Below are 24862 nucleotides of genomic sequence, written 5' to 3' on the forward strand. Positions count from 1 at the left end.
AATCGGCCCGGGCGGCGGCGACTTGAGGTGGGTCAGACCGTGGCGAGTGTGATGGCCACCTCATCGACCAGCTCGCGGGCCAGGAATCCGGTGCGCCCGTGCCGGGGGGACAGCCGCTGCCCGCTGACCGCGTGCGCGAACGCCGCCCAGCACGCCGCCTGCGCCGGCTCCGCACCGCGCCCGAGCAGCCCGGCGACGATCCCGGCGCGCACGTCGCCGCTTCCGGAGGTGCCCAGGCCGGCGTCGCCGCTCTCCTCCCGCCACACGTTCCCGGCCGGGTCGGCGATGTGGCCGTACAGCGACACCACCGCCCGGTACCGCTGGGCCAGCTCCCGGCTCGCCGCGACCAGGTCGTCACCGGGTTCGCGGCCCAGCAGGTGGGCGGCCTCGGTCAGGTTCGGGGTGAGGACCGCCGCCGGTTGCGGCAGCAGGTCCGGCTCCCTGCTCAACGCACCGAGGGCGTACGCGTCGAGCACCACCGCGGTGTCCTTGCCGGCCGCCCCGAGCACCCGCCGCATCAGCGCCTCGGTCTCCCCGATGTCGTCGAGCCCCGGCCCGAGCAGGATCACGTCGGCGTCGGCGGCCAGTTCGTCCACCTGCTCGGGCAGCCCCACCACCTTGGCCTCGGGCACCGCGATGCTCAGCGGGATGGCCGCCTCGTCGGCGACCGCCAGCTGCAGCCGCCCGGCGCCGGCCCGCAGCGCCGCCACCCCGGCGAGCAGCACCGCCCCGGGGGTGAACTTGGCCCCGCCGACCACCAGCACGGTGCCGCGGTCCTGCTTCGAGGCGGACGCCTGCGGGTCGGGCAGCGGCCAGTCGCGCAGCAGCCGCGGGGTGATGATCTCAGGCCGGCTCGGCACGGACTTCCTCCTGCTCGGTCGCGGGCGCCCCGTGTTCCGCCAGGTGCCCGACGTCGTTGAACCGCTCGGCTGTCCCGTCGCGCCAGGCGCTGATCGAGCAGTTCGCGATCGCCTGCCCGCGGGCCAGGCTCATCAGTTCCGGCTCGGCCAGCCCCTCGACCAGGTACCGGACCAGCCACACGGTCGCCTCGTGCGCGACGAGCAGCACCCGGGCGCCGGCGTGGTCCTCGCGCAGCTCGCGCAGCACCGACCGCAGCCGCAGCAGCACGTCGGCCCAGCTCTCCCCGCCCGGCGGCCGGTAGTAGAACTTGCCCAGCCGGGCCCGCCGCCGCTCCTCCTCCGGGAACCGGGCCCGCACCCCCGCGTTGGTCAGCAGGTCCAGCACGCCCAGCTCCCGGTCGCGCAGCCGCTCGTCGACCAGCAGCGGCACGTCCAGGCCGGTCAGCGCGATGCCGGCGGTCTGCCGGGTGCGCAGATACGGTGAGGCGATCACCAGGTCCGGTGGCTGCGCGGCCAGCAGTCTGCCGACCGCCTGCGCCTGATGTTCGCCGGTGGGGGAGAGCGGCACGTCGGCGTCCCGCTCGGCGAGGTCGATGACCTCGGCGTTGCCACGCTCGGCCCGCTCGGCCGCGATGTTCCCGATACTCTGCCCGTGCCGGACGATCCCCAGCCACGCCAACTCCCTCATGGCGCCACGTAATACCCCACACTCGGCGGGGAAACCGGGTGACGATCAGGCGGCCGTTCGTTCGTCATGCTGGTGACAGAAAGGAGCGGACCATGAGGTACGCGTTGCTCATGCACTACCCGGAGCCGGCCGACGGGGAGATCGGCGAGGAGATGCTGGCCGAGGGCCGGCGGCTGTTCGGCGTCTACGGCGCGGCGCTGCACGAGGCCGGGGTGCTGGTCTCCGCCGACGTGCTGCAGCCGTCGTTCGCCACCACCACGGTCACCCGCCGCGACGGGGAACTGCGGGTGCAGGACGGGCCCTTCGCCGAGACCAGGGAGGTCCTGGCCGGCGTCTTCCTGGTCGACGTCGAGGACCTGGACGCGGCGATCGGTTGGGCGGAGAAGTGCCCCGGCGCGCAGTGGGGCTGATCGAGATCCGCCCGGTGGCCACCGCTTTCCTCGACGGTCGATGGACGCACTGACCGGCCTCGCCTTCCGGGACCGCTACGGGCGGTTGCTGGCGCTTCTCTCCGCGGCCTCGAGTGATCTCGCCGCCGCGGAGGATGCGCTGGCCGACGCCCTCGAACGGGCCGTGCGCACCTGGCCCGAGCAGGGCACCCCGGCCAACCCGGACGCCTGGCTGCTCACCGTCGCCCGCAACCGGCTGCGCGACCGCTGGAAGTCCGCCGAGCACCGGCGCACCGTCGCTCTCGAACCGGACTGGTCGGGTCCGGTCCACGTCGACGACATCGACGTGGAGGCGATCCCCGACCGGCGCCTGGAGCTGATGCTGGTCTGCGCCCACCCGGCGATCGACCGCACGGTGCACACCCCGCTGATGCTCAACACCGTGCTGGGCTTCACCGCGGCGCAGATCGGCCGGGCCTTCTCGGTCCCGGCCGCCACGATGGCCACCCGCCTCGTACGGGCCAAGAAGAAGATCACAACCACCGGCATCCCGTTCCGGTTGCCGGCCCGCGACGACCTGCCGCGGCGGATGACCGCTGTCCTCGAGGCGGTTTATGCGGTGTACGTGCTGGACTGGTCGACCACCGGCCCGGAGCCCCGCCCGGTCCCGTCCGAGGCCCTGCACCTGGCCGAGGTCCTGGCGGGCCTGGCCCCCGGCGACCCGGAAGCGCACGGCCTGGCCGCCCTGGTGCAGCTCTCGGCGGCCCGGGCGGCCGCCCGCACCGGTCCGGACGGCTCGTTCGTGCCGCTCACCGAGCAGGACCCGGCGCTCTGGGACCGGCGGCTGATCGCCCGGGCGCACCGGCATCTGCGGGCCGCGCACGCCCGCGGCCGCCTCGGCCGCTTCCAACTGGAGGCGGCGATCCAGGCGGTGCACTGCGCCCGTCCCGCCGGCGGACAGACCGACTGGCCGACGCTGCTGACCCTGCACCGCGCCCTCGACGAGGTGGCGCCGTCGCTCGGCGGCAGTGTCGCGCTCGCCGTCGTCATCGCCGAGGCCGACGGCCCGGCCGCCGGACTCGCCCACCTGGACACGCTGGACGCGCCCCGCTTCCAGCCGGCCCGGGTGGCGCGCGCCGAGCTGCTGCGGCGCCTGGGGCGGACCGCGGCGGCGGCCGTCGCGTACGACCAGGCCATCGCCCTGACCCACGATCCGGCCGAACGCCGCCACCTGCATCACCGACGCGCCGGTCTGGGCTGACGACGGTCGCCGGAGGGCGGCGTGCCGCGCTCGGTGACCCGCATCCGGCGCTGCGGTAGCCGTTCCGGGGCCACCAGCGCTTCAGGCGGCTCTCAGCGAGCGGCTTCTATGGTGGGTCGGTGGGATCCGACAGCCGTCGCGCGCGGCTCTGCTGATGGTCGGCTCGGGGCTCGCCGCGTACGGCTATCTCGGTGTCGCGGTGACCGTGTTCGTCGAGGGCTTCGGGGTGCCGGCGCCGGGGGAGACGGCGATCATCGCCGCTTCCGGGGCGGCCGGGCACGGCCACCTGAACATCGTCGCGGTGGCGGTGACCGCCTTCGTCGCGGCGGTCTGCGGGGACAGCGTCGGCTACCTGATCGGGCGGCTCGGCGGCCGGCGGCTGGTGCTGCGGTACGGGCGGTTCGTCCGGCTGACCCCGGCCCGCTTCGCCCGGTTCGAGAAGTTCATGGCCCGGCACGGTGCCAAGGTGGTGGCCGGCGCCCGCTTCGTGGAGGGTTTGCGCCAGCTCAACGGCGTGGTGGCCGGCGCCACCGGCATGCCCTGGCCCCGCTTCCTGGTCTGCAACGCGATCGGCGCGGCGCTGTGGGTGGGTGTCTGGTCGACGGTCGGCTTCGTGGCCGGCGACCACTGGACCGGCATCCTCGGGGCGCTGCACCGCTACCAGCCGTACGTGATCGCCGCCGTGGTCGCGGCGGTGGCCGGTGCCCTCCTCTGGCACCGCCGCGCCCACTGAGGATCAGGCGGGTGCTGCGGACCCTTCTCCAGGTTCCACCGCCACCGCCACGTCGGCGGCGACGGGTGACGGCTCGGTGAAGTAGTCGCGGAGCACGGCGATCCGCCCGCCGCGAAGACGAAATATCTGCACGAACGACATGGTGGTCTGCCGCCCGTCGGCCCGATCGAGGGCGACGTCGATCTCGGCGATGAAGACGTCGGGATCTGCGGTGTCATGCAGCACGTAGGCCGACCGTTGCGGATTCATCGTTCCCGGCAGGCGCAGTTGCCGGTGGTAACGGCCGACTCCGGCCCGGATGGCGTCGCGGCCCACCAGCCGCCGGAGCGGATGGTCGTCGGGCGCCAGCGGCGCTTCCGCCACACCGTCCTCCGTGAACAGGGCGGCGACCGCGTCCGGGTCCCGGCTGATCGCACCGGCATGGATGTACCGTTCGAAGAATTCCTGATGCGTAAGGCCCACTCTCCAGCCTAACGCGGGCAGTGAGCCCGCGTCCGCCCCGATCTCCGCCGCGCGCTCCCGGCACACGCCGAGGCCGCTGTCATGAGGCAGTGGTCTGCACCCCACGGCTGTCGAAGACCTCCTTCGCGGCGAAGGTGGCGTTCAGCGCCCGCGGGAAGCCGGCGTAAACGGCGGCGTGCAGGATCGCCTCGACGATCTCGTCCGGGGTCAGACCGACGTTGAGTGACGCTCCGACGTGCACCTTGAGTTGGGGTTCGCATCCCCCGAGGGCGGTCAGCACACCGATCGTGACCAGCTGCCGGGATCGCGCGTCCAGGCGGGGGCGGTCGTAGATGTCGCCGAAGGCGAACGCCGCGATGTGGTGGGCCAGAGCCGGTGACACGTCGGCCAGCGAGTCGATCACCGCGGCCCCGGCGGCCCCGTCGATCCGGGCCAGAACCTCGAGGCCGTGCTCCCGCCGTTCCCGGTTGTCCACACTGTCGATGTCGTGCTGCGGGTCGTTCACGGCTGTGTTGCTCCTCCGTACGTCGCAATCTTGTATTCGGTGGCCGCCAGGGCCAGCTGGATCTGCGTGAGCTGGGCCCGCAACGTGTCGCGGTGCTCAAGGAGCAGGTCGAGGCGGTCCGGAACGGTGTCCTCGCCGCGATCGACGAGGGTGACATAGTGGCGCAGGTCGCTGATCGGCATCCCCGAGGTGCGCATCCGGGTCAGAAAAACCAGGCGCCGCACGCACGCCGCGTCGTAGACGCGATGCCCGGCACCGTTGCGCGGCACCGTGATCAGGCCGGCTCGCTCGTAGTAGCGCAGGGTGTGCGGGCTGACCCCGATGTGGTCGGCCGTCGTCGCGATGTCCCATTGCGGGGACAGGTCCTCCCGGACCAGGTCCTGCAAGGCCTCGACCGACACGCCGCCGGGCGGGTCGACGGCCAGGCGTAGCGCCTCCTGTAACCGATCGTTCGCTTTCATGGGCACGACGCTAGAGCTTCGAGCGCGCTACAACGCAACCTCGGTACCTGGACCCGCCACGATCCGCGCTCGAACGGCCCCGCGTCGCTACGTCGGGTCCCGCGCCCCACGTCGCCGAAGCCACCTTGCCGGGGTTACGACGGAACGTTTCGTTCCCGAGTCCACCATGCTGTCACTCGACCAGAAAATGACGCTCATCACGACGGTCTGGGGCAACGCAACCGTCAGCGCCATCGTCATCCGCCGATCGATTCGGATAAGCCGCCGCCCTGCGAATTCACTCTCCTGCCGGATGTCGACCGTGAGACTCGGCTGTGCCGGCCAGTCGTCGATGCGCCAGGGACGGTCGAGCCGTTTCACGGAGCAGCGCCTCCTTTGTAAGGGTGGCTCGGTCCCGGTCATAAGCTGCGCTCACCGGCCATATGACCGGCGGAATTCGCCCACGTGCCACTGCGTCCGTGTTCATGGTCGATCGCCGCGGGCCGTGCTGGCTGCGATCGACCCGGCGCATCGGTGATGCGTGTGGCGGGTATGCGAGGATCCGGCGTGCGGATCTTGCTGGCGCAGCGTCGGACATGCCGTCGGTTCGGCGTGACGCCGCTTCGACCTCGACCGGGAACGATGATCGGTGTCGGCCTGGGGCGCGCTGCCGAGCTGGAGCCGTTGAACGCCATTCGCCATCCGCCCGTCGGGCAGTCCAACGGCTGGTACGTGTGGCGGGGCGGGCAGATACCGCAGGACGATGACGACTTCTTCAGCCCCGTGCACGTCGAGCACGCCAAGGATCGTTTCCCTGAGTTACTGCCATACCTGGCGCTTCCGCCCGGGTTCGGCGTGATCCTGGCGCCTGGGTATGAGGATGTGTGGCAGGACCAAGCGTTCCTTGAGGTCTGACCATCGGCCTCGCTCGTGCCGCGATCCGATCGCACCGTCACCGCATCCCCGCGCCGGGCGAATCCGGGCCCCGGGCCGGAAGCCGTAGGGTGTCGGCATGGTTGATCGATCCCTGACCCTGATGGCGGTGCACGCCCATCCCGACGACGAAGCTTCGAGCACCGGCGGCGTCCTCGCCCGCTGTGCCGCGGAAGGGATCACGACAGTGCTCGTGACGTGCACCGACGGGCGGTGCGGGGACGGGCCGGGCGGGGTCAAGCCGGGCGCGCCGGGGCATGATCCAGGGGCGGTGGCCGCGATGCGTCGGGAGGAGCTCGAGGCGAGCTGCGCCGCGCTGAAGGTGACGCACCTTGAACTGCTCGGCTACGCCGACTCCGGGATGATGGGGTGGCCGAGCAACGACGCGCCCGGCTCGTTCTGGGGCGTGCCGGTCGCCGAGGCGGCAGACCGGCTCGCCGACCTCATCCGGCGGTATCAGCCTGACGTCGTCGTCACCTACGACGAGAACGGCTTCTACGGTCATCCCGACCACATTCAGGCGCACCGCGTCACCATGGCCGCGGTCGCGCTGACCGGCGTGCCGGCCAAGGTGTATTGGACGACCGCGCCGCACTCGGGGATGGCCGCGCTCGGCGAGGCGCTGCGCGAGCTGGGGGTCGACTGGGCGGAGGCCGAGGTGACCGAGGACGCCCCGCCCCCGGCGATCGGCCTGCCGGATGCGGAGATCAGCACGTGGGTGGACACCCGGGCGTTCGGCGCCCAGAAGTACGACGCTCTGTCGGCGCACGCCAGCCAGAGCGAGAACATCGAGTTCCTGCGCATGGGCAAGGAGCGTTTCACCGACCTGATGGGGGTCGAGACATTCGTCCGGGTCCGGGACACCACCGGCGCGCCGCTGCCCGAGGACGATCTGTTCGCTGGACTGCGCTGAGCGTCCAGCACCCCGAGCGCGTGGCCGCCGCCGACGGTCGGATCGGCGCGGTCCCGGCGATTCAAGGTCGATGGGAGCTGCGGTTCGGATACCGGCTCAGCGGTGATCGCCCGAAAACGGCCGTGACCCGGCAATCGCGGGTCACGGCCTTTCCCTACGACTACGGGGTGAGCAGGTCCGGGAACAGGATGTCGCCGAAGACCCGGCGGAGCAGGAGCAGCGCCACCGAGACCCCCAGGGAGACGACGAAGGCGGTGCCGAAGCCGCGGAAGCCGGTGCGGCGCCGCTCCGGGAGTTCCGGCTCGCGGTTCCACGGGTATTCGCGGAAGGTCCACCAGATCAGTCCCAGCCCGAACGGGACCAGGGCGAACAGCCACCACCAGTACCACCGGGTGCCGGTCAGCGGGGGCGGGCCGGCCCACAGCACGCCGAGGAAGACCACGGTGAACAGCAGGCCGATGCCGTTGACCAGGGTGCTCAGCGAGATCAGCGTGCCGGAACCGGCCGGGTCCAGGCCGGGGTGCAAGTCGCGGACCCAGTGGGTGCGGTGGTCCGGCGTGCGCCACGCGAAGATCGCCTGGGGGTCGGAGGTCTTGACGTCCACGGACGGAACGCTGAACCAGCGGTCCGGCGCGGTGTCGTGCCACCCGCTGCCGAACTGGTAGGCGACCACCCGGTGGTCCGCGATGTCGGCGGACGCCTGCTCGGCGGTCGACTCGCGGGGCGCCGCCCACCAGGCCGCGCCGGCCGCGACCACCCACAGCGCCACCATCACCCATCGCAGAACACGCCACATGAAACGCCACCCTAGACCGGCTGATCAAGCATGAAACAGCGCGCCACCGGGCATCGATGCGGACAACCGAAGGGGAAAGCCGATGACCAGCTGGACGCAGACGTTCCGGGAGCGTGCCCGGACGAGATTGGCCGAGGCGGAGAGCCGTAACGCACCACCGCCGTTCACCGGGCCCGACGTGGTCGTCGTGGAGCCGCGGCCGTCCAGTGCCGACGTGCTGCCCAGCAGCATCCGCACGGCCGGGGCGTGGGCGTGGCGCTTCATCCTGTTCGTCGTCGCGGCGTACCTGTTCCTGCGGATCATCGCGCTGCTGCACATCGTGCTGATCCCGGTGGCGGTGGCGATCCTGCTGGCCGCGCTGTTCCAGCCGGTCTGCGCCCGCCTGGTGCGCAACGGCATGAAACGCTCGCTGGCCGCCGGCCTGGTCGAGGTGGCCGCACTGCTGCTGGTCTTCGGCGGACTCGGGTTGATCGTGCGGACCTTCATCACCCAGTTCGACAACCTGTCGACACAGGTGGGCGGGGGCATCGACGAGATCCAGCGGTGGCTGGCGAACGGCCCGCTGCACGTGACCGACGCGCAGTTCAGTGACTACATCGACAAGGCCCGCCAGTCGATCACGCACAGCCAGGGGTCGATCACGACGGGGGCGCTGAACACCGCGGCCACGGTCGGTGAGGTGGTCACCGGGTTCTTCCTGGTGCTGTTCACCCTGTTCTTCTTCCTGCGCGACGGGGGGCAGATCTGGTCGTTCCTGTGCCGGCTGCTGCCCCGGGACGCGCGTGTCCCCACCGCCCGGGCCGGGCACTACTCGTGGCACACGCTGGTCTCCTACGTGCGGGCCACGGTGCTGGTCGCCTTCGTCGACGCCGTGGGCATCGGGATCGGCCTGGTGGTGTTGCGGGTGCCGCTGGCCATTCCGCTGGCCGCACTGGTCTTTCTCGGCGCGTTCATCCCGGTGGTCGGCGCGACGATCAGCGGCGCGGTGCCGGTGCTGATCGCGCTGGTCGCCAACGGGCCGGTCACCGCGATCAGCGTGCTCGCCGTGGTGATCGCGGTGCAGCAGTTGGAGGGCCACGTCCTGCAGCCGTTGATCATGGGCCGGGCGGTGGCCCTGCACCCGCTCGCGGTGATCCTGGCGATCGCCGCCGGCGTCGTGGTCGCCGGAATCGTCGGCGGCCTGATCGCGGTGCCGCTGCTCGCGGTGCTGAACACGGCGATCCGCTACCTGGCGAACCACCCGGACGGCGAACCGACCGCGGACCGGGAGCCGCCCGGCACCGAGTCCACCGACGAGGGTGAGGCCAAGGCGGAGGAGCGGGAGGAGGCGGCCGAGCGCCGCCTCGACCCGGCCGACCCGCCGGCCGACGACACCTCCGTCGTCCCCGACCGCGGTTAGCCGGCCGCCGGCCGGGCGATCGCGGCGGTCACCTCCACCTCCAGCCGGGCTTCGGCCAGGAACAGGGCGCTGACCTGCACGGTCGTGCTGGCCGGCGGGTTCTGCGGGAACAGGCGGCGGCGGACCACGGCGTACGCCGGAAGATCTTGGAAATCCGTCAGGTACGTCCGGATGTGCAGGATGTCGGCGAGGCCGGCGCCGTGGGCGGCCAGCAGGCCACCGATGATCTCGAAGATCCGGACGGCCTGCGCGCCGGCGTCGCCCGGTGCGATCACCGTGCCGGTGTCGTCGACCGCGACCTGCCCGGCGAGGGTCAGCAGTGCTCCGCCGGGCAGGTCGACGCGGGCCACGTCGGCGAAGCGGTCGGCGAACGGTGTGGGCAGCGGACTGTCCAGGCTGACCCGCATCAGCGCACCGGCCCGACCAGCGCGGCCAGGTCCGCGTGCTGATCCGGCACCGCTTCGAGCGCCGCGAGGGTCGCGCTGACGACCGGCCCGTCGAAGCCGGTGAGCCGCAGGTCCTTCACCGCGAGCGCGACCGGGAAGTCCGCCGTGGTGCTGGCGGCCCGCCGGTACGCCGTCGCGAGCGGCCCGGCGGCGAGCAACCCGGCCGCGAGATCGCGGTCGATGCCCAGCGCGCCGGCCAGCGCCAGGCTCTCCCGCAGCCCGGCCAGGGCGGTCAGCATCGCGGTGTTCTGCATCAGCTTCACCGCCGACCCGGCGCCGGCTTCGCCGACGTTCCGGACCTCACCCAGATTCTGGAGTACGCCGCCGGCCCGCTCGACCGCACCCGCCGCGAAGATCGTCAGCGTTCCGGCGGCGACCGCGTCCACGCTCCCGGCCACCGGCGCGTCCACGAACAGCGGGATCCCGGCCGCGATCGCCCGGGTCTCGCGCGGGGCGATCGTCGACATCTGCACCACCACCGTCTCCGGCGGCACCGCGGCCGCCGTGAGGACCTCGGCGACCGCCGGCCCGTCGGTCAGCATCGTGATCACCACGTCGGCCCGGGCGGCCGCCGCGGCCGGGCTGTCCGCCACGGCGGCCCCCGTGGCCGCCGCACGGTCCCCGGTCCGGTTCCACGCCGTCACCCGATGCCCGGTGGCCAGCAGCCGCCGGGCGATCGCACCACCCATCCGTCCGGTGCCCAGCACCGCGATCTCTGTCATGTCCGCGACGCTAGGCCCCGCCGGGCCATGCCACCAGCGACTGTCTCGCATGGCTGCCATGCCCGGCTAGCATGGCTGGCCGTGGAGACCCAGCTGCTCGAAGTGTTCCGGACCGTCGCGGACCTCGGCTCGATCACCGCGGCCGCCCGCCGGCTACGGTTCACCCAGTCCGCGGTCTCCCGGCAGATCGCCACCCTGGAAGCCGAGGTCGGCGCCCGCCTGCTGGACCGGCTGCCGCGCGGCGTCGCCCTCACCGAGCAGGGCCGCGCCCTGCTCCCGCACGCCGAGGCGCTGCTGGACCGGCTGCACGCGGCTCGCCAGTCGGTCGAGCTCACCACCGGCCGGCTCCGGGTCGGCGCCTTCTCCACCGCGCTGGCCGCCCTGGTCCCGCGCGCCGTCGCCGCGTTCCGGGCCGCCCGGCCCGGCTTCGCGGTATCCCTGGTCGAGGGGCTCAGCCCGGCCCTGCTCGACCGCCTCGCCGCCGGTGACGCCGATCTGGCCGTGGTCAGCACCGCCCCCGGCGGCCCACCCGACCCGGCCCGCTTCGACCTGCACCACCTGCTCGACGAGCGGATGCTCATCGCCGTGCCCAGCGGTCACCGGCTGGCCCGCCGCCGCCGGGTCCGGCTGGCCGAGCTGGCCGACGAGCCGTTCATCGCGAGCTCGGCCCGGCCCGAGCAGACCCTGCTCGGCGACAGCGCCGCCGCGGGCTTCCGGCCGCGGATCGACGTCGCGGTCAGCGAGTGGACCGCGAAACTGGGCTGCGTCGCGGCCGGCCTGGGGGTCACCCTGGTGCCGTCCCTGGCGGCGCGCGCCATCCCGGCCGACATCACGCTGCTCCCGGTTCATCCCGACGACGAGTCGGTGCGCCGGGTGTACGCCGCGACCCTCGCCGGCCGGACCCGCCCACCCGCGGTGGAGGCCTTCCTGACCCACCTGACCGGTCTGTGCTCTCCTGCCGGGACGACACGAGCGCGATGGTGACCGGCGGGCCACGTCCGGCGGTCGACGCCCGACCGTCCTGGTGGCCCATCGTCCGGCGCCACCGGGGGCCCTGATCGGGCAGACTGGCCGGGTGCTGACCGACGATGCGCTGCCGGGCTTGCTGCGGCGGCTCGGGCTGCCCGGCTTCGCCGACATCCACGTGCACTTCATGCCCGAGCGGGTGCTGCGCAAGGTCTGGCACTACTTCGACGCCGTGCCGCCCACCCTCGGCATGGACTGGCCGATCCGCTATCGGCAGGACGAGCCCACCCGGCTGGAGATCCTGCGCGGCCTCGGGGTGATCGCCTTCCCCGCGCTGGTCTACCCGCACAAGCCCGGCATGGCCGCCTGGCTCAACGACTGGTGCCGGGAGTTCACCGCCGGCGTCCCCGGCTGTGTGCCGTCCGCGACCTTCTTCCCCGAGCCGGGCGTCGAGAGGTACGTCCGGGCCGGCCTGGACGCCGGCGCCCGGGTGGTCAAGTCGCATCTTCAGGTGGGCGGCTACGACCCGCGGGATCCGCTGCTCGACCCGGTGTGGGGGATGCTCGCCGAGGCCGGCACGCCGGTCGTCTGCCACTGCGGCAGCGGCCCGATGCCGGGTGCGTTCACCGGCCCCGGCCCGATCGGCGAGGTGCTCGCTCGCCACCCCGGCCTGACCCTGGTGGTGGCGCACTGCGGCAGCCCGGAGTACGCCGGGTTCCTGGAGCTGGCGGCCACCCACCGCAACGTCCACCTGGACACCACGATGGTGTTCACCGAGTTCACGTCCCGCTACGCCCCGTTCCCGGCGGCTTTGGTGCCGCGGCTGGCCGACCTCGGCGACCGGATCGTGCTGGGCAGCGACTTCCCGAACATTCCGTACGCGTACGCCCATCAGATCGAGGTTCTGGACCGACTGGGCCTGGGGGATGACTGGTTGCGGGCCGTCCTGCACGACAACGGCGCGCGGCTGCTCGGGGTCGCGGGGCCGGCGCGGTGACGGGCCGGCACCCGGCTGTGGGCGGTGGCCGGGCGGCTCACCGGCGGGCGATCTCCTCTCGCGCCGCGATCAGCGGCAGCGGGTTGAGATAGTCTCGGTACGACACGACCAGGCCGTCGCGGACCCGGAACACCGCGATGATCACCTGATGGAACGGCGCCCCGGTCGGCAGCACGGTCCCGAACGCCTGATATTCCACGATGATCACCTCCGGATCGGTGGTCTCGTGGAACACCACGTCCCGGTACTCGTCGAAGCGGATGAACCCGGCGGCCGCGCGGAGGTGCGACCGGATCTCGTCGCGACCGGTGAGCCGCTCAGGCACCCCGTCCGGACGATACGGCCACTCGATGTATCCGTCGGGCGCCATCAGCGCCACGAACGCGTCCACATCGTGCTCGCGTCCCACCCGCAGGATCTCCTCGACGACCTCACGCACCATGCCGGCCTCCTCGGTTGACGCACCGACCGTAGAACGTACCGGCGTCGGTTCTCCCACCTGAACCGCGGAAGAACCGGAAAAACTCGATGGCGACGCGGTCTCCGCTCATCTATGTAGCTTGACGGTTACGTAACCGACTGGGTACCTTCCACGGCATGGAAGCGGTGGTGCGGGCGCTCGCCGATGAGAGCCGGCGGACGGTTCTCGACACCCTGGCCCGCGGCCCGGCCACCGTCGGCCAGCTGGCGGCGGCGCTGCCGATCGCGCGGCCGGGGGTGTCGCGGCATCTGCGGGTCCTGCGGGAGGCCGGTTTGGTCGATGTCCGGCAGGAGGCGCAGCGTCGGATCTACAGCATCCGGGTGGAGCCGCTGGCCGAGTTGGACGAGTGGCTGGGGCGCTACCGCGCGCTGTGGCAGCACCGGATGGATGCCCTGCACACCGAGATCGCCCGGGGTAAACGGGAGCGGAGGAGCTACCAATGATCAGCGAGTTGCGGTCCGTCGACGGCGTCGGCCTGGTCCGGATCGAGGACCGGTTTAACACGGGCGCCGCCGACCTGTGGGAGGCGGTCACCGACCCGGTCCGGTTGAGTCGCTGGATGGCCGAGGTCGAGGGCGACCTGCGGCTCGGCGGCGAGTTCCGGGCGCACTTCTTCGCCAGCGGCTGGGCGGGCACCGGGCGCGTCGAGGCGTGCGAGCCGCCGCGGCGGCTGCTGCTCCGCACCACCCAGCCGGACCAGGTGGGGGAGCACGTCATCGAGGTGACGCTGATCCCGGACGGGGAGCAGACCGTGCTGGTGTGGGAGGAGCGCGGCATGCCGATCGAGCACCTCCCCGCGTATGGCGCCGGCATCCAGGTGCACGTGGAGGATCTGGCCGCGCACCTGTCCGGCGGGGAACGCTCCGACGGCCCCGCGCGGTGGGCCGAACTGTTGCCCGCCTATCAGGAATCGGCGATCAACGGCGGCTGACCGAACGTACGGTCAATCGGATTTTTTCGGTCATTCGTCGCTCCTGGTGGCGCCGGTGCCCCCGACGGATCCCGATGGTGGCCGGGAAAGGTCAGAGGTGTGAGACGATTCCCGGTGGGTAGGACATAATCGTCCAGATATGTGCATTACGGGGGAAGGCTCCTGAGCGTTGGCAGTCATCGTTGTCGCGGAAGACGAGCCCGACCTGCTCACCGTCACCGAGCGGCTGCTCCGGCGGGCCGGGCACACCGTCACCGCCGTCACCGACGGCGCCGCGGCCTGGGAGGCGGTCCAGCGGGACCGGCCCGACATCGTGGTCAGCGACATCAACATGCCGCAGCTGTCCGGCCTCGAACTGTGCCGGCGGATCCGGGACAACCCGGACACCCGGCTGCTGCCGGTCATCCTCTACAGCGGGGCGCTGGTCCCCGGCGACCCGGGCCCGGGCGAGGTGCGCGCCACCGCGGTGCTGAACAAGCCGTTCCTGGCCCGTGAGCTGATCGACTGCGTCGACAAGGTGCTCGACGCCGGCCACATCGACGGCCAGGTCCCGACCGCCTTCTAGAGGGGCCGGGGGAGCTCGACCCGGACCGTGGTGCCCGGCCGATGGTCGTTCGGGTGGATGGCGATCGTGCCGTGGTGGCGTTCGGCGATCAGCTTCGCGATGGCCAGTCCCAGCCCGGCACCCGGAATGGCCAACTCGGTGGTGACCGCGCCGCGGAAGAACCGGTCGAAGACCCGCGGCCGCTCGTGTTCCGGGATCCCCAGCCCGCTGTCGGTCACCTCGAGGACCGCGGTGCTGTCCGTCCCGCTCACCGTGACCCTGATCGTGCCGCCCTCCGGGGTGTAGGTGACCGCGTTCTCCAGCAGCGCCATGACCAGCTGGGTCAGCCGGCGCTGGTCGCCGTGCAACGGCATCCGGGCCGGGGTCGTCTGGACCAGCGAGACGTGCTTGGCCGCCGCCCGGTCGTCGATCTGGCACGCCGCGCTGCTCACCACGGTCACCAGGTCCAGGTCGGCGAAATTCAGCGGGTTGCGCCCGGCGTCCAGCGCGGACAGGTCGAGCAGCGCCTCGACCAGGCGGCGCAGCCGCTCACTGCCCCGCCGGGCCGCGGCCACCATCGGCAGCAGCTCGGCGGCGGGCGCGTCCGGATCGGCGTCGTTCATCAATTCGAGGTACGACCCGATCAGCGTCAGCGGGGTGCGCAGCTCGTGCCCGACCAGGTTCAGGTACTCGTCCTTGCTGCGGCTCAGCATCGCCTGCAGATGCTCGGCCCGGCGCGCCTCGGTGATGTCGTGGAAGACGGTCACCGCGCCCAGCCGCCGCCCCCGTCGGTCCGAGATCGGGTGCGCGTTCACCCGCAGCACCCGCGGCTGCCCGCCGGAGTGCAGCAGATACTCGACCCCGCGCACGTCCGTCCCGTGCAGCGCGCGCAGCAGCGGCGCCTGATCCGGGTCGCTGGGCCGCCCGTCCGGGGTGGTCACCGGCAGCCGCCGGATCCACTGCTCGGCGCTGCCGTCGACCGGCCGATCCCCGAGCCGGTGCCGCAGCGACCGGTTCACCAGCACCATGCGCCCCTCGGCGTCACACGCGGCCACCCCGGTGTCCAGGCTGTCCAGCAGAATGTCCAGGTACTGCCGCTGATGGTGCTCGGCCTCGTGCGCCCGCTGCTCCGCCACGAACGCGGTGCACGCCTGCGCCCCGTCGTCGACCGCGGTCAGGTCCTCCGGCGCCCACCGCCGCGGTTCGAACGACATCACCGCGCACACCCCGACGATCACGCCGCCCGGATCACGGACCGGGAAACCGGCGTACGCCCGGATCCCGACGGCCCGCACCGGCGCGTCACCCGGAACCCGGTCATCGGCCTCGACATCCTCGATGACCACCGGGAACCCGGTCCGGATCACCAGCCCGGCCAGCGTCGACGGCATCGGCACCTGCTGCATCGGCTCGAACCCGGGCGGCAGGGCGTGCCCGCCGATCAGCCGCATGTGCCGGCCGTCGGTCAGATGGATCATCGCGGAGTCGCCCCGCGCCCCGCGCACGGTCAGCGCGGCCAGCCGGTCCGCGGCGTCCTGCGACACCGCGCCGGTGACCATCTCCAGCTCCGGCCGCACCGGCTCCGCCGGAGTCCCGCTGCGCACGGGGTTCATCCGCCGATTATCCCCGCCGCGTGTCCGCGCCCCGGCGCCTTCCGCGAATCCGCCCCGCCGCGGCCTCGCCCCTCGCCGTCACGCCTGGGCCGCGGCCTTGGGCCGTCCGCACGACATCATCGCGGAACTCCCGGGGGTGCGGCAGAGAACCCTTCGCCTACCGCGGCGGACTTCGATGCACGCCCGGACCGTCGGCTGCCTGGTGGTCGGCGAGTAGCTGGGCCGCCAACCTGTGAATGTCGGCCAATGTGGCGCCGATGGCGCCGTCATCCTGCGGGTAGGCGTCGTTGATGCTGCCCATGCCGCCGAACGCTTGTTTCAAGTGCTCGAGGCCATACGCGTCGCCCTGCGCGACACGCGCCCGATCACGGGCGAGCCAGTTCGCCCAGTGACCATCCCCGAGTTGATGCAGCCGCTCCTCAGCGTCCGTCAGCCGGTCGAGCAACACGTCGACCCGTTGCTGACCACCTCGAATGCCGTCCCGCGTCATGCCCCCAGCGTAGTGACCCAGGACGAGCCCTATCCGGACCGAGAACCACGACCGCAAAGGCCTGGACGCCCGAACACCATGGGATGTCTCCACATCGTCGCGGCCGGGTCGACGCCCCACCAGGGCCATGTTCAGACACGCGACCCTGGTACAGGCGGAACAACCGATCGCGATCGGCGCGCAGGAACAGGCTGGAAAGCTTCGGTATGGGCGTCAAGATGTCTTCCCGGCTTCGCCTTCACATACCGATGAGAGTGCCATTGATCATGGCGAGGATGTCCTGTGTCCAACTTGGCCGTACGGACTATTGGGCGCTAACTTTGACACCCATGGGTGTGCGAAGGTGGATAAGCGGGCGGATGGATCGGTTCACCGAGGGGGCTTCAGAATTAAGGAACGCCATAAAGGATAGTAGCGATGCCCTGGCTGACAAGAGCGTACTCGGGCAGGTTTTGATCCTTCTTGGAGTCCTCTTCGCTCTATTCGCGGTACTCTTCGCGCTCGTGCCCTCGTATGCCCTTCCGTCTCTTCATATTGACAGCACACCCATGGCCTTGGCCAGCGTGGGACTACTTCTGGTGGGCGGCATTCTCAGGTCCGACTTCGTAGGCTCCGCAGAACGGGCAACCCGCCGGGGCGTAAACACGGGCGAGTCCCAAGGCGGTGTCTATATCGCTGGGAATGTGAGTGACCTGTATATCACCTACCCTGAAGGGTATAACCCCGCCCAGGAGGTGCTGGCACAGCAACTTGCGCGGTCCGCGGAGGGGCTTCGCCGACAGGAGGCCATTCTCCGGGAGATCTACACCTTGGGTTTGGTGCAGGCCCGGCTCAGCTTCAACCTGAGCATGTCCTTCGCCGGGATCGGCGCGATCCTTCTCTTTTGCGGCGTCGGGCTTGCCGTGTTTCGGGCGCCGACCGACGGCGCCCAATATGCGTCTGTCGTTGCGGCTCTTTCCGGAACTGTCGTCACACTCACCTCCGCGCTGTTCTTCGCACAGGCCAACTCGACCAGGAAGAACATGACGACCCAGGCTGTTCAGCTGCGCGAGGAAAGCCAGGATGATCGCCGCATCACCACTGTCCGCGAACTCGTTGTGGCGGTTACCGAGGAGAAGAGCAGAAACGAGCTGCACGCTGAGATAGCTCGCTCCCTCATCAACAACCTGGCACGCCGGACCGAACCGGGTTCACCCGAGGCGGCTCCGGCCCGGGGTTGAGCCCAACGCGACTCGTCCTGTCCGTCTCGGGACGGTTTCAGGAATCATCACCAGTCGGCCCTCCGGGCGCCGCGGTCGGTGTGCCGGACGTGTCCCGGTGAGCCCGAGGTTCCGGCCGGCACCGCGGGGGAGGCGGTGGTGCCGGTGTTCCGGACGGTCGGTCGTGCTGACGCGGTGCCTGGTGAAGGCTCTTTACATTTTCAGTTAACAGTCCTAATAATTCAGCATGCGTCGATCCGTGATACTCGCGGCAGCGGCGGCCGTGGCCGCTGCGTGCTCAACCGTCTATGTCGCCGCCACCGCGAGTGCCGCGGTGGCCTGTGCTCCGGTCTGGAGCGCGTCCGTCGCCTACGTCAAGGACAACGTGGTGTCCAAGGGCGGCAGCAACTACACCGCCAAGTGGTGGACCCAGGGTGAGGACCCGGTCGTCAAGAGCGGCCAGTGGGATGTCTGGATCAACAACGGCGCGTGCGGCGGTACGACGAACCCGTCCCCATCGCCGTCCGTGACCAGCAAGTCGCCGTCGCCCAGCACGAGCCCGAGCCCCAGTGGCAGCCCGAGCACGTCTCCGACCACCCCCATCCCGGCCGGAAACCTGCCCAAGCATGCCCTCGTCGGCTACCTGCACACCAGTTTCGCCAACGGCTCCGGCTACCTGCGGATGGCCGACGTCCCGAGTGACTGGGACGTGATCGACCTGGCGTTCGGCGAGCCGACCAGCGTCACCTCCGGCGACATCCGCTTCAGCCTCTGCCCGGTCAGCGAGTGCCCGGGGGTGGAGTCCGAGGCCGAGTTCGTCGCGGCGATCAAGGCGAAGCGGGCGGCCGGCAAGAAGGTGCTGCTGTCGATCGGCGGTGCCAACGGGCAGGTGCAGCTGACCACGACCGCGGCCCGGGACACGTTCGTGAGCTCGGTCAGCGCGATCATCGACCGGTACGGGCTGGACGGCGTGGACATCGATTTCGAGGGTCACTCGCTGTCGCTGAACACCGGGGACACCGACTTCAAGAACCCGACCACCCCGGTGATCGTCAACCTGATCAGCGCGCTGAAGAGCCTGAAGGCGCGGTACGGGGCCGGGTTCGTGCTGACGATGGCGCCGGAGACGTTCTTCGTCCAGCTCGGATACCAGTATTACGGGTCGGGGCCGTGGGGCGGTCAGGACCCGCGGGCCGGGTCGTATCTGCCGGTGATCTACGCGGTGCGGGACTTCCTCACCATCCTGCACGTGCAGGACTACAACTCCGGCTCGATCATGGGCCTGGACAACCAGTATCACTCGATGGGCGGCGCGGACTTCCACATCGCGATGACCGACATGCTGATGGCGGGGTTCCCGGTGGCCGGCAACACGGCGAACCTGTTTCCGGCGCTGCGGGAGGACCAGATCGGTTTCGGCGCTCCCAGCTCGACGAACGCCGGTAACGGCTATGTCGCGCCGGCCGCGATCCAACAGGCGGTGACCTGTCTGGTGAAGGGCGCCGACTGTGGCGGGTACACGCCGCGCAGTGGCCTGAACCCGGACTTCCGCGGCCTGATGACCTGGTCGATCAACTGGGACCGGTTCTCGTCCTGGGAGTTCCGGAACAGTCACAAGCCGTTCCTGACCGCGCTCGGCTGAGGTGAGCGGCTCGGGCTCCGGAGTGTGGAGCCCGAGCCCGCCCCGCCCGGAGGCGGCGACGGGCTCGCTCCGTCGTTCAGCGCCAGACACCTCGTACGGCGTCCGCCAATTCCTCGGCCTGCCGCAGCCCGGCGGCGACCGACGGCGCTCGGCGGGCCGGGTCCATGAAGTTGGGGCCGAAGGCCTCCAAGGCCTCCTGATCCGGCTCGATCAGCAGCGACCCGGCAGCGCCGGCGGCGGCCATCTCCGCCTCGATGCGCTCGCGGCCCAGCATCGCCATCGGGGCGATCACGATGAGCCGGTCGGCGCCGGCGGCCAGGTCGGCACCCGCGCCGAGGCGGACCCCGCCGTCCATGAAGCGGTGCTCGCCGATGGTGACCGGCGGCATCAGGCCGGGCACCGCGCAACTCGCGGCGACCGCCTGCAGCAGGGGGGCGCCGGCGGCGGCGTCCAGCACGACATCCCGGCCGTCGGCCGTGTCGACGACGACCAGGCGCAGGTCACGGCCCTGCGGCCAGTCGCGGATCGGCAGCAGGTCACCGATGCGGCGCAGCCAGGTCTGCTCGTCGGTGGTGTCGGCGGCCGAGGCCATCGTGCCGACCTGGGCGCGGGCCTGCTGGGCCGGCACCGACGGGTCGATCAGCACCGACATGGCGGCCAGCCACTGACTGGTGCCCCGCCCGGAACCGCCGGAGCGCGGCGGCGCGGCCGCCTCCACCTGCTGCGCGGCGACCGCGGCCTCCAGGTCGACGCCGGCGGCCAGCAGCGTGCCGACGACCGAGCCGGCCGAGGTGCCGATGATGGTGTCCGCGTCGCCGAGCGGGAGACCGGCCCGCTGCAGGCCGCAGAGCAGTCCGAGGTGCCAGGCGATGCCGGTGACACCGCCGCCGCCGAGTACGAGAGCCCGTTTCATGCCACCAGACCGTAGCGAGTGGGCTTGACCTTGTCACTATGGCAACGCTTTGACTCGGTGGTGGAGGTGGTATCCATGACCGAGACCAACGCGTCCGCCCGGTTGCAGGCCGTTCTGGCGATCGGGACGAACCCTGACCCGGACGACCTCGAGATGCTGATGGCGCGGTGCGCGGCCGAACCCGACTTCTTCGTCCGGGACATGCTCACCTGGGCGCTGACCCGGCTGCCGCCCGAGGTCACCGTGCCGCGGCTGTGCGCGGAGTTGGGCTCGGAGGTGGCGCAGGCCCGCAGTCAGGCGTTGCATACGCTGTCCAAGATCGGTGACCGGAGCGCCTGGCCGTCGATCACCCCGGCCCTGCTGCACGATGTGGACGACGAGGTGGCGCGGGCCGCGTGGCGGGTGGCCGCGACACTCGCGCCGGAACGGGAGCGGGCGGCGCTCGCCGTCGAACTGACCGCCGAGCTCGGCCGCGGTGACCGGGAGGTGCGGATGAGTCTGAGCCGGTCGCTGGTCGCGCTCGGCACGGTGATCGAACCCGTCCTGCGGGCGGCCGGGGACAACCACGATCCGGAGGTACGTACGCATGCCCTCGCCACCGAGCAGCTCCTGCGTGACCCGCAAGCCGGGTTTCGACCACGCCGTACACGAGGCGACCAGGATCGTCGCGCTGGCCCACCATGCCTCCCGGCCGAGGTGACCGGTGACCGGGCCCGGCTCGGGAGGGCGCCGTCGTGCTGATCGGTGACGTGGCCCGCCGCACCGGGGTGAGCGCGCGGATGCTGCGCCACTACGACACGCTGGGGCTGGTCCGGCCGACCGGGCGGACCCACGGCGGCTACCGTGAGTACACTGCGGACGACCTGCGACGGATCCTCTACGTCGAGGGCCTGCGCACCCTGGGCCTGTCGCTGCGGCAGATCGGGCGCACCCTCGACGATCCCGGCTTCACCCCGGCCGCCCTGGTCGGCGACCTGATCCGCCGGACCGAGGAGCGCCTGGCCGCCGACCGCGAACTCCTCGACCGGCTGCACGCCGTCGACGTGTCCGAACCGGCCGGCTGGCCGGACGTCGCCCGGATCGTCGGCCTGCTGCACGGTCTGGACTCGCCCGACGCGGCCCGCCGTCAGCAGGCCGTGCTGGCCCCGGCCGCGGTCCCGGCCGACCTGCTGGCCCGCGCGGTGCTGTCCGAATCCGATCCGAACGTGGCGGGGGCGCTGCGCTGGGCCCTCGCCCGGGCCGGCGCCGACGGCATCGCCGGTCTGGCCGCCGGTGCGGCGTCCGCCGACGCCGATGTGCGCCGCCGAGCCCTGCAGGCGGTCGCCGGACTGCCCGGCGACGAGGCCGTCGCCCTGCTCACCGAGGCCCTGTCCGACACCGACGCCGCTGTCCGGCGTCAGGCCGCCCGGGCATTGGGCGTACGCGGTGTCCCGGCCGCCGTGCCCACCCTGATCGCCATGGTCGTCGACGGTCCCAACGATGTGGAGGCGGGCGAACTCCTCGGCGCCCTGGCCGCGGACCCGACGCTGGCCGCCCCGATCCTCGCGGCGCTGACCGCCGAGCTGGCCGCCCCGGACACCGGCCCGGCGGCCCGGCTGCGGCTCACCCAGGCCCTCGCCGAGCTCCCCGGCAGCCTCGCCCACGACCTGCTCCGCGACCTCTCGACCGACGGGGACCGTCCGGTGTCCCTGCTCGCCACCGCGCTGCTGAGCCGCAGCGATCGGCAGTGACCGCCGGCTGGTGGCCGGTTGCGCGGGCAGGCCGGCGGCGGGACCCGGATCAGGGGCCTCGCCGACCGGCCGTCACCGTGCGATCGGTCCCGGTCGACGCTGGACGGCCTCGGTCACCATCGCGATCGAGATCGGCGACGGCCACCAACAGGCCCGCGCCCACACCGGCCTCGGCCACGTCCACCACGCGGTGGGCGACCTCGCCCGGGCCCGCCGGCACTACCGGCACGCCCTGACCCTCTGCGCCCACCTGGGGCTGCCCGGGGCCGAGCAGATCCGCAGCCACCTCGCCGCCGTCGGGTCCGCCGTCGCGGTTCCGGGGTGCTGAACTCTCCTACCGTCCGAGCTCCAGGCGCAGGGTGGGCCAGCGGCGGAGCCAGCCTTTGGCCTCGACGCGGGCGCGAACCGCGGCGTGGCCCGCGGCGTTGTCGAAGCTGGGCGCGGGGCGGACCACCATGGTGGTCAGGTCGGTGAGGCCGTGGCAGGCGGCCAGGTGGACCGTGCCGGCGCGGAGGGTGACCGCGGCACAGGTCGCCGTCTCGACCCAGTGGGCGATCGCGTCCAGAGTCGACGTGTACGGGGCGTCGCCGTTGCGCAGATGCATCCGGGCCTGGTTGCGGATCTCCCAGGGCACGCCGGGCAGGAGTTCGGCGGCATGAGCCTCGGCACGGGCGTCATCGGCAGGATCCACGGAATCCGGGGCGTAGTAGGCGAGGTCCACATCGCGCTCCGGGGAAGGCGGGCGGCCGGTGATCGCGTCCCAGACCCGGTTGCGGACGAAACCGGCGCCGATCCACCAGTCCGGCAGGGCGAGGGTGGCCGCGGCGTGCAGAACCCGCATGGCGGCCGGGTCGGACTCGATCAGGGCCACCACGTCACGTTCGCTGTCGACCTCCATGCGTGGACGGTAGGCCATGGCGGGGCGGCGTGGCAGGTCACGTACACCGCAATCGGGGTTTCAGGTGTCGGTGTTGCGCCAGACCGCGTAGCGGTGGGCGTAGGCGAGGGCGCGGACGGCGCGGGCCGCGTCCGGATAGACCGGCGCGGCGCGCGAGCCGAAGGTCTGGATGCCGTCGTTGCCGCCGGTCAGGACCGCCGCGATGGTGACGTCCGGGTGGCCGTCGACCACCTCACCCAGCGCGGTCATGATGGCGATCGGACAGTTCGCCCGGGTTCCCACGATGATCAGCAGCAGGGTGTCGGCCTCGCCGCTGTTCGCCACCGTCTCGGCGGCCGCGGCGATCGACGCCGGTGTCGCGTCGATGCCCAGATCCACCGGATTGTCCCGGCCGCGCGCCACCTGCCGGCGGGTCGCCGAGGTCAGCGGCAGCAGGGTGAAACCGGCCGCCTCCGCCAGGTCCGCGGCCTGACCGGTCAGCCCGCCGCCGTTACCGACGATCGCCATCCGCGCCCCCGCCGGGGCCGGCTGACCGATCAGCATCCGGGCGGTGTCCAGCATCTCGCCGATCCCGGTGGTACAGATGACCCCGGCCGATTCCAGCAGCGCACCGGCCCGTGAGACGGCCAGCACCGGCTTGCGCCGGCCCAGCGCCCGGACCAGCGTGGCGAAGCCGGCCGGGTCGCGCACCGACTCCAGGCACAACCCCACCGCCCGGGTGGCCGGATCGTCGAACCAGTGGGTGACCAGGTCGTTCTCGGTCACGTCGAGGCCCTCGCCGAGTGAGACGAAACTGGCGACGCCGCAGCCGCCGCGGGCCGCGCCGGCCAGCAGCGCGATCCCGACCGGACCGGACTGGGCGGCGAGCGCCAGACCGCCCGCCGGCGGGCGCTCCGGGGAGAGACAGGCGTTGAGCCGGGCGTCCGGGCCGGTGTTGAGCACCCCGATGCTGCTCGGGCCGAGCAGCCGGACACCCTGCTCCCGGGCCACCTGCAGGACCTCGGCGCGGCGCTGCCGGCTGACCGGGCCGGAACTGGCGAAACCCTTGCTGAGCACGACGGCGCAGCGGACCCCGCACCGACCGGCCTCCTTGAGAGCGGCCGGGACCAGGTCGGCGCGGACCGCGACCACCGCCAGGTCGGCGGGCTCGGGCAGATCCGAGACGCTGCGGTACGCGGGGACGCCGCAGACCGGGCGGCCGGCCGGGTTGACCGCGTACAACCGGCCGGCGAAACCGTAGTCGCGCAGGGCGCGCAGCGTTTCGTGGCCGGCGCCGCCGTGCCGCGGGCCGGCGCCGATCACGACCACCGAGGCCGGGGTGAGCATCGGGCGCAGCTCGGTGCCGCCATCGGGGCCGGGGCCGATGAGTTCGGTGATCCCGGCCTGCCGGGCGTGGGCGGTGAGCTGCTCGACCAGGAGGGTGGCGATGCCGCGGCCGCGGTGGTGCGGGGCGACGTGGACGGCGATCTCCGCGGTGCGGCCGGCCGGGTCCAGGCGGGCGTAGGCCGCCACGCCGATCACGGGTGGTGCGCCCTTTCTGGCGGTGGCTTGTTCGGCTCTTTCCGCTCGTTCCGCTTTCTTGGCGGCGTCCTTCTGTGTGGCGTGGTCGTTCGCGGCGTCTTTCGCTGTGGCGTGGTCGTTCGCGGCGTCTTTCTCTGCGGCGTGGTCGTTCGCGGCGTCTTTCTCCGCGGCGTGGTCTTTCGCGGCGTCGGGCGGTGGTGGGCCGGCGCAGGCCACCAGAATGATGCGGTCGGTGGCGGCGGCGGCCAGCCGGAAACGCAGCATGCCGGTGCGGTCGCCGGGCCGGGCCGGGCGGAGAGTGACGACGCCGCCGTCGGATGCCAGCAGGGTCAGGGTCATGGGTCTTCACGCCCTTTGCGTCCGGACGCCGGTCCCCTGGGCGTCGGGCCT

At 72.0% G+C, this 24862-nt stretch carries 31 protein-coding genes; 16 read left to right on the forward strand and 15 right to left on the reverse strand.

Translation table 11 applies throughout. The features are described from left to right. Positions 1-32: 32 nt before the first annotated feature. Positions 33-860, reverse strand: coding sequence for an NAD(P)H-hydrate dehydratase (locus tag ACSP50_RS19600; protein ID WP_014690995.1), 828 nt, complete (start codon positions 858-860; stop codon positions 33-35). Further along, positions 844-1548, reverse strand: coding sequence for a histidine phosphatase family protein (locus tag ACSP50_RS19605; protein WP_014690996.1), 705 nt, complete (start codon positions 1546-1548; stop codon positions 844-846). The genes ACSP50_RS19600 and ACSP50_RS19605 overlap by 17 nt, the downstream gene beginning before the upstream one ends. Positions 1549-1640: 92 nt before the next feature. Here ACSP50_RS19605 and ACSP50_RS19610 point away from each other — a divergent pair, with 92 nt between their 5' ends. From ACSP50_RS19610 to ACSP50_RS19620, 3 genes are all read left to right on the forward strand, one after another. Then, the gene (locus ACSP50_RS19610) at positions 1641-1958 is read left to right on the forward strand and encodes a YciI family protein (RefSeq protein WP_014690997.1); all 318 of its coding nucleotides are present in this window, start codon (positions 1641-1643) and stop codon (positions 1956-1958) included. Between the two features lie 40 nt (positions 1959-1998). Then, a complete protein-coding gene (locus ACSP50_RS19615) occupies positions 1999-3198 on the forward strand; it encodes an RNA polymerase sigma factor (RefSeq protein ID WP_014690998.1) in 1200 nt (399 codons plus the stop codon). 154 nt (positions 3199-3352) lie between these two features. Continuing rightward, a complete protein-coding gene (locus ACSP50_RS19620) occupies positions 3353-3931 on the forward strand; it encodes a DedA family protein (protein ID WP_014690999.1) in 579 nt (192 codons plus the stop codon). A 3-nt stretch (positions 3932-3934) separates the two neighbouring features. Here ACSP50_RS19620 and ACSP50_RS19625 read toward each other — a convergent pair whose 3' ends face one another. The 4 genes from ACSP50_RS19625 to ACSP50_RS42055 all read right to left on the reverse strand — a co-directional run bounded on the left by ACSP50_RS19625 (position 3935) and on the right by ACSP50_RS42055 (position 5719). Beyond that, a complete protein-coding gene (locus ACSP50_RS19625; protein WP_052311645.1) occupies positions 3935-4393 on the reverse strand; it encodes a nuclear transport factor 2 family protein in 459 nt (152 codons plus the stop codon). A 79-nt stretch (positions 4394-4472) separates the two neighbouring features. Further along, on the reverse strand, positions 4473-4898 hold the full coding sequence (locus ACSP50_RS19630) for a carboxymuconolactone decarboxylase family protein (RefSeq protein ID WP_014691001.1): 426 nt from the start codon (positions 4896-4898) through the stop codon (positions 4473-4475). Next, positions 4895-5359 (reverse strand): MerR family transcriptional regulator, encoded by a 465-nt coding sequence (locus tag ACSP50_RS19635; protein WP_014691002.1) that lies wholly within the window; start codon positions 5357-5359, stop codon positions 4895-4897. Before ACSP50_RS19635 ends, ACSP50_RS19630 begins: the two co-directional genes overlap by 4 nt. A gap of 87 nt (positions 5360-5446) precedes the next feature. Continuing rightward, positions 5447-5719: a hypothetical protein gene (locus tag ACSP50_RS42055; protein WP_014691003.1), complete on the reverse strand. Its 273-nt coding sequence runs from the start codon at positions 5717-5719 to the stop codon at positions 5447-5449. Positions 5720-5905: 186 nt separating this feature from the next. Between ACSP50_RS42055 and ACSP50_RS19640 the strand changes: the two genes are divergently transcribed. Both ACSP50_RS19640 and ACSP50_RS19645 read left to right on the forward strand, forming a co-directional pair. Continuing rightward, positions 5906-6253: a hypothetical protein gene (locus ACSP50_RS19640; RefSeq protein WP_231956981.1), complete on the forward strand. Its 348-nt coding sequence runs from the start codon at positions 5906-5908 to the stop codon at positions 6251-6253. A 97-nt stretch (positions 6254-6350) separates the two neighbouring features. Continuing rightward, positions 6351-7184: a PIG-L family deacetylase gene (locus tag ACSP50_RS19645; RefSeq protein WP_014691005.1), complete on the forward strand. Its 834-nt coding sequence runs from the start codon at positions 6351-6353 to the stop codon at positions 7182-7184. 160 nt (positions 7185-7344) lie between these two features. Here ACSP50_RS19645 and ACSP50_RS19650 read toward each other — a convergent pair whose 3' ends face one another. After that, the gene (locus tag ACSP50_RS19650; RefSeq protein ID WP_014691006.1) at positions 7345-7980 is read right to left on the reverse strand and encodes a hypothetical protein; all 636 of its coding nucleotides are present in this window, start codon (positions 7978-7980) and stop codon (positions 7345-7347) included. Positions 7981-8062: 82 nt separating this feature from the next. Here ACSP50_RS19650 and ACSP50_RS19655 point away from each other — a divergent pair, with 82 nt between their 5' ends. After that, a complete protein-coding gene (locus ACSP50_RS19655) occupies positions 8063-9379 on the forward strand; it encodes an AI-2E family transporter (RefSeq protein ID WP_014691007.1) in 1317 nt (438 codons plus the stop codon). Here ACSP50_RS19655 and ACSP50_RS19660 read toward each other — a convergent pair. Both ACSP50_RS19660 and ACSP50_RS19665 read right to left on the reverse strand, forming a co-directional pair. After that, positions 9376-9786, reverse strand: a complete 411-nt coding sequence (locus tag ACSP50_RS19660; protein WP_014691008.1) for a RidA family protein — start codon at positions 9784-9786, stop codon at positions 9376-9378. The two genes, ACSP50_RS19655 and ACSP50_RS19660, sit on opposite strands and share 4 nt — an antisense overlap. Continuing rightward, the gene (locus ACSP50_RS19665) at positions 9786-10547 is read right to left on the reverse strand and encodes an NAD(P)-dependent oxidoreductase (protein ID WP_014691009.1); all 762 of its coding nucleotides are present in this window, start codon (positions 10545-10547) and stop codon (positions 9786-9788) included. Before ACSP50_RS19665 ends, ACSP50_RS19660 begins: the two co-directional genes overlap by 1 nt. Before the next feature lie 81 nt (positions 10548-10628). On the opposite strand from ACSP50_RS19665, the gene ACSP50_RS19670 reads away from it, so the two are divergent. Both ACSP50_RS19670 and ACSP50_RS19675 read left to right on the forward strand, forming a co-directional pair. Then, the gene (locus tag ACSP50_RS19670; protein WP_052311646.1) at positions 10629-11531 is read left to right on the forward strand and encodes a LysR family transcriptional regulator; all 903 of its coding nucleotides are present in this window, start codon (positions 10629-10631) and stop codon (positions 11529-11531) included. Between the two features lie 91 nt (positions 11532-11622). Further along, positions 11623-12510 (forward strand): amidohydrolase family protein, encoded by an 888-nt coding sequence (locus ACSP50_RS19675; protein WP_014691011.1) that lies wholly within the window; start codon positions 11623-11625, stop codon positions 12508-12510. 37 nt (positions 12511-12547) lie between these two features. Here the strand turns inward: ACSP50_RS19675 and ACSP50_RS19680 are convergent, their stop codons facing one another. Beyond that, a complete protein-coding gene (locus ACSP50_RS19680) occupies positions 12548-12952 on the reverse strand; it encodes a nuclear transport factor 2 family protein (protein ID WP_014691012.1) in 405 nt (134 codons plus the stop codon). 155 nt (positions 12953-13107) lie between these two features. On the opposite strand from ACSP50_RS19680, the gene ACSP50_RS19685 reads away from it, so the two are divergent. The 3 genes from ACSP50_RS19685 (at position 13108) to ACSP50_RS19695 (ending at position 14487) form a co-directional block, all read left to right on the forward strand. Continuing rightward, a complete protein-coding gene (locus ACSP50_RS19685) occupies positions 13108-13434 on the forward strand; it encodes a helix-turn-helix transcriptional regulator (RefSeq protein WP_014691013.1) in 327 nt (108 codons plus the stop codon). Then, on the forward strand, positions 13431-13922 hold the full coding sequence (locus ACSP50_RS19690; protein WP_014691014.1) for an SRPBCC family protein: 492 nt from the start codon (positions 13431-13433) through the stop codon (positions 13920-13922). The genes ACSP50_RS19685 and ACSP50_RS19690 overlap by 4 nt, the downstream gene beginning before the upstream one ends. A 169-nt stretch (positions 13923-14091) precedes the next feature. Continuing rightward, positions 14092-14487, forward strand: a complete 396-nt coding sequence (locus tag ACSP50_RS19695; RefSeq protein ID WP_014691015.1) for a response regulator — start codon at positions 14092-14094, stop codon at positions 14485-14487. Here the strand turns inward: ACSP50_RS19695 and ACSP50_RS19700 are convergent. Beyond that, positions 14484-16079 (reverse strand): ATP-binding protein, encoded by a 1596-nt coding sequence (locus ACSP50_RS19700; RefSeq protein WP_014691016.1) that lies wholly within the window; start codon positions 16077-16079, stop codon positions 14484-14486. The genes ACSP50_RS19695 and ACSP50_RS19700 overlap by 4 nt on opposite strands. A 157-nt stretch (positions 16080-16236) precedes the next feature. After that, on the reverse strand, positions 16237-16569 hold the full coding sequence (locus tag ACSP50_RS19705; RefSeq protein ID WP_014691017.1) for a hypothetical protein: 333 nt from the start codon (positions 16567-16569) through the stop codon (positions 16237-16239). A 359-nt stretch (positions 16570-16928) separates the two neighbouring features. Here ACSP50_RS19705 and ACSP50_RS19710 point away from each other — a divergent pair, with 359 nt between their 5' ends. Together ACSP50_RS19710 and ACSP50_RS19715 are read left to right on the forward strand one after the other, a co-directional pair. Beyond that, positions 16929-17789, forward strand: coding sequence for a hypothetical protein (locus tag ACSP50_RS19710; RefSeq protein WP_080127924.1), 861 nt, complete (start codon positions 16929-16931; stop codon positions 17787-17789). 226 nt (positions 17790-18015) lie between these two features. Next, positions 18016-19410 carry a chitinase gene (locus tag ACSP50_RS19715; protein ID WP_014691019.1) on the forward strand — a complete coding sequence of 465 codons (1395 nt, stop codon included), beginning with the start codon at positions 18016-18018 and terminating at the stop codon, positions 19408-19410. Between the two features lie 76 nt (positions 19411-19486). Here ACSP50_RS19715 and ACSP50_RS19720 read toward each other — a convergent pair whose 3' ends face one another. After that, entirely contained in the window at positions 19487-20323 is an 837-nt protein-coding gene (locus ACSP50_RS19720; RefSeq protein WP_014691020.1) for a patatin-like phospholipase family protein, read from the reverse strand. A 75-nt stretch (positions 20324-20398) separates the two neighbouring features. Here ACSP50_RS19720 and ACSP50_RS19725 point away from each other — a divergent pair, with 75 nt between their 5' ends. Genes ACSP50_RS19725 through ACSP50_RS19735 form a run of 3 tightly spaced genes read left to right on the forward strand, consistent with a single transcriptional unit; the run spans position 20399 to position 22381 of the window. Continuing rightward, positions 20399-21064, forward strand: coding sequence for a HEAT repeat domain-containing protein (locus tag ACSP50_RS19725; RefSeq protein WP_014691021.1), 666 nt, complete (start codon positions 20399-20401; stop codon positions 21062-21064). Next, positions 21058-22053 (forward strand): MerR family transcriptional regulator, encoded by a 996-nt coding sequence (locus tag ACSP50_RS19730; RefSeq protein ID WP_014691022.1) that lies wholly within the window; start codon positions 21058-21060, stop codon positions 22051-22053. The genes ACSP50_RS19725 and ACSP50_RS19730 overlap by 7 nt, the downstream gene beginning before the upstream one ends. 10 nt (positions 22054-22063) lie before the next feature. Then, positions 22064-22381 (forward strand): tetratricopeptide repeat protein, encoded by a 318-nt coding sequence (locus ACSP50_RS19735; protein WP_014691023.1) that lies wholly within the window; start codon positions 22064-22066, stop codon positions 22379-22381. Positions 22382-22387: 6 nt separating this feature from the next. Here ACSP50_RS19735 and ACSP50_RS19740 read toward each other — a convergent pair whose 3' ends face one another. Together ACSP50_RS19740 and ACSP50_RS19745 are read right to left on the reverse strand one after the other, a co-directional pair. Beyond that, a complete protein-coding gene (locus ACSP50_RS19740) occupies positions 22388-22951 on the reverse strand; it encodes a nucleotidyltransferase family protein (RefSeq protein ID WP_043514787.1) in 564 nt (187 codons plus the stop codon). Positions 22952-23011: 60 nt separating this feature from the next. Next, complete coding sequence (locus ACSP50_RS19745; protein WP_014691025.1) at positions 23012-24811, reverse strand: GNAT family N-acetyltransferase; 1800 nt, start codon at positions 24809-24811, stop codon at positions 23012-23014. Positions 24812-24862 lie beyond the last annotated feature (51 nt).

The organism is Actinoplanes sp. SE50/110 (assembly GCF_900119315.1).
Lineage (GTDB): Bacteria > Actinomycetota > Actinomycetes > Mycobacteriales > Micromonosporaceae > Actinoplanes.